This window comes from Nocardioides pelophilus, from assembly GCF_014180685.1.
In the GTDB taxonomy this organism is placed as follows: Bacteria; Actinomycetota; Actinomycetes; order Propionibacteriales; family Nocardioidaceae; genus Nocardioides; species Nocardioides pelophilus.
The window spans coordinates 680-7,009 of record NZ_JACEHF010000197.1 but is presented as its reverse complement, the minus strand read 5'-3'; the positions used below and the strand labels follow the sequence as shown (position 1 = coordinate 7,009).

At 71.6% G+C, this 6,330-nt stretch carries 6 protein-coding genes and 1 pseudogene; 5 read left to right on the top strand and 2 right to left on the bottom strand.

Annotated features, from left to right (window positions below):
- Both H0488_RS20725 and H0488_RS20720 read left to right on the top strand, forming a co-directional pair.
- Positions 1 to 293 (top strand): GNAT family N-acetyltransferase (locus H0488_RS20725; protein ID WP_183101123.1); only part of this gene is annotated, 293 nt, incomplete at its 5' end.
- A gap of 15 nt (positions 294 to 308) precedes the next feature.
- Positions 309 to 1,154, top strand: coding sequence for a metal-dependent hydrolase (locus tag H0488_RS20720; RefSeq protein WP_183101122.1), 846 nt, complete (start codon positions 309 to 311; stop codon positions 1,152 to 1,154).
- A gap of 17 nt (positions 1,155 to 1,171) precedes the next feature.
- Here the strand turns inward: H0488_RS20720 and H0488_RS20715 are convergent, their stop codons facing one another.
- The gene (locus tag H0488_RS20715; RefSeq protein ID WP_183101121.1) at positions 1,172 to 1,642 is read right to left on the bottom strand and encodes a GNAT family N-acetyltransferase; all 471 of its coding nucleotides are present in this window, start codon (positions 1,640 to 1,642) and stop codon (positions 1,172 to 1,174) included.
- On the bottom strand, positions 1,639 to 3,033 hold the full coding sequence (locus tag H0488_RS20710; RefSeq protein WP_183101120.1) for a cystathionine beta-synthase: 1,395 nt from the start codon (positions 3,031 to 3,033) through the stop codon (positions 1,639 to 1,641). The genes H0488_RS20715 and H0488_RS20710 overlap by 4 nt, the downstream gene beginning before the upstream one ends.
- 135 nt (positions 3,034 to 3,168) lie before the next feature.
- Here H0488_RS20710 and H0488_RS20705 point away from each other — a divergent pair, with 135 nt between their 5' ends.
- The 3 genes and pseudogenes from H0488_RS20705 to H0488_RS24380 form a co-directional block, all read left to right on the top strand.
- Positions 3,169 to 4,686 (top strand): DUF4331 domain-containing protein, encoded by a 1,518-nt coding sequence (locus H0488_RS20705; protein ID WP_183101119.1) that lies wholly within the window; start codon positions 3,169 to 3,171, stop codon positions 4,684 to 4,686.
- Between the two features lie 60 nt (positions 4,687 to 4,746).
- Positions 4,747 to 6,024: a tetratricopeptide repeat protein gene (locus H0488_RS20700; protein WP_183101118.1), complete on the top strand. Its 1,278-nt coding sequence runs from the start codon at positions 4,747 to 4,749 to the stop codon at positions 6,022 to 6,024.
- Between the two features lie 20 nt (positions 6,025 to 6,044).
- Positions 6,045 to 6,330 (top strand): annotated as a pseudogene (locus H0488_RS24380) (SGNH/GDSL hydrolase family protein); the annotation flags it as partial.

Below are 6,330 nucleotides of genomic sequence, written 5' to 3'. Positions count from 1 at the left end.
TCGTGGAGCTGGCGGCGGACGGACCGCGGGCGGTCGCCACCATCGCCGACCGGGCGCGGGGCGAGGCGGCCGTCGACGGCGACTGGATCGGGGTGCACGGGATCGAGGTCGACCCGGAGCACCGTCGGCAGGGGCTGGCGTCCGCCGTGCTCGCCGAGCTGCTCGAGTGGGGCGCCGAGCAGGGCGCCACCACGGTCTGGCTGCACGTCGAGACCGACAACGCTCCCGCCCGAGCCTGGTACGACGACCTCGGGCTCGCGCCCCACCACACCTGTTGCTACTACACCGTGTAGCGGTAACCTCCGAGGATGGACCGCCCGGCCCGCCAGCTCCCCGTCCGCCGGATCCGCTTCCGCTACCCGGCCGGCTCTCTGCGGCACCACTACGTCGACGGCGACCTGATCATGAGCCACGTCGTGGCGGTGCTGTCCGCGACCTTTCCGCCCGGGGAGGACTTCTTCGTGCGGTCGGTCCGGCACTTCTCCGACCGGGTCACCGATCCCGTCCTCAAGGAGCAGGTGCGCGGCTTCATCGGCCAGGAGGTCACCCACGGCCGCGAGCACCGCGAGCTCAACCGCCGGCTGCAGGAGATGGGCTACCCCACCCGCCGGGTGGCCCGCTTCGTGAAGTGGTCCCTGGCCGACGCCACGAAACGCGCGCCGGCGAAGCTCTGCCTCTCCTACACCGCAGCGCTGGAGCACTACACGGCGACCTTGGCAGAGACCCTCCTCTCCCAACCGGAGGCACAGCGCCTCCTCGGCGACACCGAGGTGCGCAACATCTTGCTGTGGCACGCACTCGAGGAGACCGAGCACAAGGCGGTCGCGTTCGACGTCTACCGGACGGTCGGGGGATCCGAGTGGATGCGCCGGCTGGGCTTCGTGATCCAGTCGGTCGGCCTGATCGGCCTGGTCGCCGTCGCCACCGTGCTCTCGATGCTGGGTGACCGCGCGACGTACAACCCGGTGCGGCTGATCCGCAGCATCCTGCGACTGCGGAAGTCGCCGTTCCTGGCGCCCGACGTCGCGCGCAGCCTGGCCGACTACCTGCGCCGCGGCTTCCACCCCTCCGACCACGACAACAAGGAGCTGCTCCAGACCTGGACCGAGGAGCTCTTCGGCGCGGAGGGGTCGCTGGCCGACCACCTGCACTGACCCGCGAGTGGCGGTCCTCAGCGACCGCCCAGCGCGGCGAGCCCCTCGCCCTCGAGCCGGTACGTCGACCACTGCTTCATGGGCCGCGCCCCGAGCGCCTCGTAGAACTCGACGGCCGGGGTGTTCCAGTCGAGCACGACCCACTCGAACCGCTGGTAGCCGCGGTCCAGCGCGATCCGGGCGAGGACCACCAGGAAGGCCTTGCCGAACCCGTGGCCGCGGTGCTTCGGCTCGACGAAGAGGTCCTCGAGGTAGATCCCGGGCACCCCTGTCCAGGTGGAGTAGCTGCGGTACCAGACCGCGACCCCGACCACCCGGCCGTCGACCTCCGCCACCAGCGCGGAAGCGGCGGCGTCGTCGCCGAACAGCCACCGCTCGACGAGCTCGGCGGTGTTCACGACGGCGTCCGGATCCCGCTCGTAGATCGCGAGCTCGCGCACCAGCCTCAGGATGTCGCCGGCGTCGGCGACCGTCGCTTCGCGGATCATCCGCGGGCGAGGAAGGCCAGCAGGTCCTGGCGGGTGAGCACACCCACCGGCTTGCCGTCCTCCTGCACGAGCAGGGCGTCCGCGGACTCCAGGAGCGCGACCGCGTCGGTGGCGTCCTCGGTCGAGCCGACCACCGGCAGCGGGGGCGACATGTGCTGCTCGACGGGGTCGGTGAGTCGCGCAGTGCCTGCGTAGAGGGCGTCGAGCAGCGCGCGGTCGGAGACCGAGCCGGCCACCTCGGCCGCCACGATGGGCGGCTCGGCGCGCACCACGGGCATCTGCGAGACGCCGTACTCCTGCAGGATCGCGACGGCCTCGGCGATCGTCTCGTTGGGGTGCGTGTGCACCAGGTCGGGCAGCGAGCCGGTCTTGCCGCGCAGCACCTCGCCGACGGTCCGGGCGGTGTGGGGCTGGCCGTTGGGGAAGCCGTACTGCGCGAGCCAGTCGTCGTTGAAGACCTTGGTGAGGTAGCCGCGGCCCGAGTCCGGGAGCAGTACGACGATCACGGCGTCGTCACCCTCCGGCGTGCCGGCGATCTCGCGGGCGAGCTGAGCGGCCGCGAAGGCCGCCATGCCGGACGACCCACCGACGAGCAGGGCCTCCTCGCGGGCCAGCCGCCGCGTGAACGCGAACGAGTCGGCGTCGGACACCTCGATCACCCGGTCGGCGACGGAGCGGTCGTAGGTCTCGGGCCAGAAGTCCTCGCCGACGCCCTCGACCAGGTAGGGCCGGCCGGTGCCCCCGGAGTAGACCGAGCCGGCCGGGTCGGCGCCGATCACCTTGATGGCGGGGTTCTGCTCCTTCAGGTAGCGGCCGACGCCGCTGATGGTGCCGCCGGTGCCCATGCCGCACACGAAGTGGGTGATCCGGCCGTCGGTCTGCCGCCAGATCTCGGGTCCGGTGTCCTCGTAGTGGGAGCGCGGGTTGTGCGGGTTGGAGTACTGGTCGGGCTTCCAGGCGCCCGGCTGCGACGCGAGCCGGTCGGACACGTTGTAGTAGGAGTCCGGGTGCTCGGGCGCCACGGCCGTCGGGCACACGACCACCTCCGCGCCGTACGCCTTGAGCACGTTGCGCTTGTCCTCGCTGACCTTGTCGGGGCACACGAAGATGCACTTGTAGCCCTTCTCCTGCGCCACCATCGCGAGCCCGACGCCGGTGTTGCCGGAGGTCGGTTCGACGATCGTGCCGCCCGGCTGCAGCTCACCGGACGCCTCGGCCGCCTCGATCATCCGGCGGGCGATCCGGTCCTTCACCGAGCCGCCGGGATTGAGGTACTCGATCTTGGCCAGCACCAACGGGCCCTTGCTCCCGTCGACGCCGTCGATCGTGCGGTTCAGCCGAACGAGGGGGGTGTTGCCGATGAGGTCCAGCAGCGACTCGACGTACTCCATGAAGTCAACCTAGACGACCGCTCCCACCACTTCGCCAGGGGCGATCCGGGGTCGGCGCAATCCGGAAGCGGGTCGGTGACGAACGACCACTTGTGGCGCCGGTCACACGGGCCGGCACCGAGGAAGGGAACGCTCATGAGATTGCGCACCACGGCCCGCCGGTCCGGTGCCGCCCTGGCACTGACCGGACTGGGTGGCGTGCTGCTGGCCTCCGGTCTGGCCGGGTTGGGACCCACCGCAGCCAACAGCTCGAGCCACCGGGAGGCGCCCCTGATCGCGGGGCTGCCGCAGTACGACACCACCGACCTGTACGCGTTCCGCAGCCCGGAGCGCCAGAACACGGTCACCCTCATCGCGAACTGGATCCCGTTCGAGGAGCCGGGCGGAGGACCGAACTTCTACTCCTTCGCGACCGATGCCCGCTACAACATCAAGGTCGACAACGACGGCGACGCCAAGCCGGACGTGACGTTCCGCTGGACCTTCAAGGACCACTACGTCAGCGACGAGACCTTCCTCTACGCCACCGGCCCGGTGACGTCGCTCAAGGACGAGAACCTGAACTACTACCAGACCTACCGTCTCGAACGGATCACCGGTAACCGGACCAAGGTGCTGGTCAAGAACCGCCGGGTCGTCCCGTCCAACGTCGGCGAGGCGTCGATGCCGAACTACGGCGAGCTGCGCTCGCAGGGCGTCACGAAGGCGGGCCCGGGCGACCGGTACCGCTCGTTCGCCGGGCAGGCGGAGGACCCGTTCTTCCTCGACCTGCGGGTCTTCGACCTGTTGTACGGCGGTGACTTCTCCGAGTCCGGGGACGACACCCTCGCCGGCTTCAACGTGAACTCGGTCGCGCTGCAGGTGCCGCGCGGGGCGCTGGCCAAGAAGCGCGACGTCTCCAAGAACCCGATCATCGGCATCTGGTCGACCACCGACCGCCGCGGCGTCGACGGCAGGTACCGCCAGGTCTCGCGGCTCGGCATGCCGCTGGTCAACGAGGTGGTCATCCCGCTCAAGGACAAGAACCGCTTCAACGCCTCGGCACCGGTCAACGACGGCCAGTTCCTCGACTACGTCACGAAGCCCGAGCTGCCCAAGCTGATCGAGGCGGTGTACGGCGTTCCGGCGCCCGACGAGCCGCGCAACGACCTGGTCTCGGTGTTCCTCACCGGCGTCGAGGGCCTGAACATGCCCCGCAACGTCACGCCCAGCGAGCAGCTCCGGCTCAACATGTCGACGCCCGTGTCGGACGACCCGAACTCGCTCGGCGTGATCGGCGGCGACACCCAGGGCTTCCCGAACGGCCGGCGGCTGACCGACGACGTCATCGACATCGCACTGCAGGTCGTCGAGGGCGAGCTGGTCGGCCAGCCGAACGACCTCGCTGACGGGGTCTCGGCCAACGACGTCGACTTCCGGGACCGGTTCCCCTACCTGGCCCTGCCGTTCAGCGGGAGCGACGCCTCGCCGCACCCGGCGACGGCTCCGGCCCCGCGGGAGCAGCAGAACGCCCTCGAGGACCTCCTCGACGGCCTCACGGAGAACGGCGTGCTGCCGCTCCTCCTCACGGGCGCCGGAGGCGGTGGCCTGCTCGCGGGCGCCGTGCTCCTGGTGCGCGCTCAGCGTCGGCCGCGGCTGCAGCCGGCCAGCTGACCATCCGGTCCGGCCGCGCGCCCTGCGCGCGGCCGGACCTCACCCGGAGAGAGACCCCCCATGCGCAAGTACGTCGTCGTCCTGATCATCTCCGTCGGTCTCGCCGTCTCCGGCGGGATCGGCATCGCCACCCGTTCGGAGCCCCAGCCGGCAGCCGTCTCGGCTCCGGACCTGCAGATCAACCCCGGCGACGGGCGCGACCTGACCGCCGTGATCGCCAGCCTCGAGGCGACCCTGGACCGGGTGCCCCGCGACCACGTCAGCTGGGCCACGCTCGCGCTCGCCTACGTCGAGCAGGTGCGGGTCAACGGCGACGTCGGCCTCTACGACCTGGCCGAGGACGCCGTCGCGCGCTCGCTGGAGATCCAGCCCGACGACAACGTCGCGGCCCTCACCGCGACCAGCGCGCTCCATGCGGTGAAGCACGAGTTCAGCGACGCGCTGAGCTTCGCAGACCAGGCGTTGGCCATCGACCCCTTCCACCCCGCCGCGCTGGCACTGCGGGTCGACGCGCTCACCGAGCTCGGGCGGTACGACGACCAGCTCACCGCCCTGCGCATCGCGGACCGACGGCAGCCGGGTGTCGCGGTGGCGACGCGGTACGCCTACGCCTACGAGCTGCGGGGCGACCTGGGGCGCGCGGGAGCGGTGCTGCGCCGTACGGCCCAGTCCGCCACCGGCGGGGACCGGGCGCACGTGCTGACCCTGCTGGCGGACCTCGATCGACGTCGCGGTCGGCTCGCCGAGGCAGCCGCACTGCTGGCCGAGGTACGCCGCCTCGACCCCGACTACCTGCCCGCCCTGATCTCGCGCGCGCGGCTCGCCGTCGCCACCGACCGCCTCGACCTGGCCGCCCGTCTGTGGGAGGAGGTGGTCGCCCGCGCTGATCACCCGGAGCACCGCGTCGAGCTCGGCGAGACCTACCTCGTCCTGGGCCGGGACGACCTGGCGGGGGAGCAGTTCCGGCTCCTCGTCGACTACGCCACCGGCCTGGATCCCGCGTCCCTCGGCCGCGAGCTCGACGTCGCCCTGTTCATGGCCGACCACGCCGACCCCGAGATCGGTCTGGCCGCGGCGCGGGCGGAGTGGCGCAGCCGCCAGGGCGTCCCGGCCGCCGACGCACTGGGGTGGACCCTCCACCAGACGGGGAAGAGCCGGGCCGCACTGCGCTTCGCCCGGCTCGCGACCCGGCTGGGAACGCCGGACGCCCTCTACTGGATCCATCGCGGCCTGATCGAGCGATCCCTCGGGCTCACCGGGCCGGCGCGGCGCCACCTCGCCTACGGGTTGCAGCTCTCCACCGGCATCTCCCCCTGGCAGCAGGCACGCGCGCAGTAGCCCCTCCGTACAGTGTCCCCGTGAACAAAGTCGCCGCGGCCCGGAAGCTCGGCGCTGCCGTGCTGTACGGCGGCGGTGGCGTCGGCGCGATCGGGGCCGGTTTCTACGGCGTGATGGTGGCCGAGGCGAAGCTCGCCCGGCGGATCATCGGCGAGGCCAACGACGAGCCGCCGAACTCGACCGGCTGGTACGGCCGCGGTCGGCCTGGCCCGGCGATCCGGATCGCACTGATCGGCGACTCGAGCGCTGCCGGCTACGGCGTGGAGCGGGTCGAGGAGACCCCCGGCGCGCTCCTGGCCAGCGGTG

What these genes read in the sequence shown, in the direction of transcription:
- H0488_RS20720 (WP_183101122.1), top strand. Translation starts at nt 309, where the DNA reads ATGGACCGCCCGGCCCGCCAGCTCCCCGTCCGCCGGATCCGCTTCCGC.
- H0488_RS20715 (WP_183101121.1), bottom strand. Translation starts at nt 1,642, where the DNA reads ATGATCCGCGAAGCGACGGTCGCCGACGCCGGCGACATCCTGAGGCTG.
- H0488_RS20710 (WP_183101120.1), bottom strand. Translation starts at nt 3,033, where the DNA reads ATGGAGTACGTCGAGTCGCTGCTGGACCTCATCGGCAACACCCCCCTC.
- H0488_RS20705 (WP_183101119.1), top strand. Translation starts at nt 3,169, where the DNA reads ATGAGATTGCGCACCACGGCCCGCCGGTCCGGTGCCGCCCTGGCACTG.
- H0488_RS20700 (WP_183101118.1), top strand. Translation starts at nt 4,747, where the DNA reads ATGCGCAAGTACGTCGTCGTCCTGATCATCTCCGTCGGTCTCGCCGTC.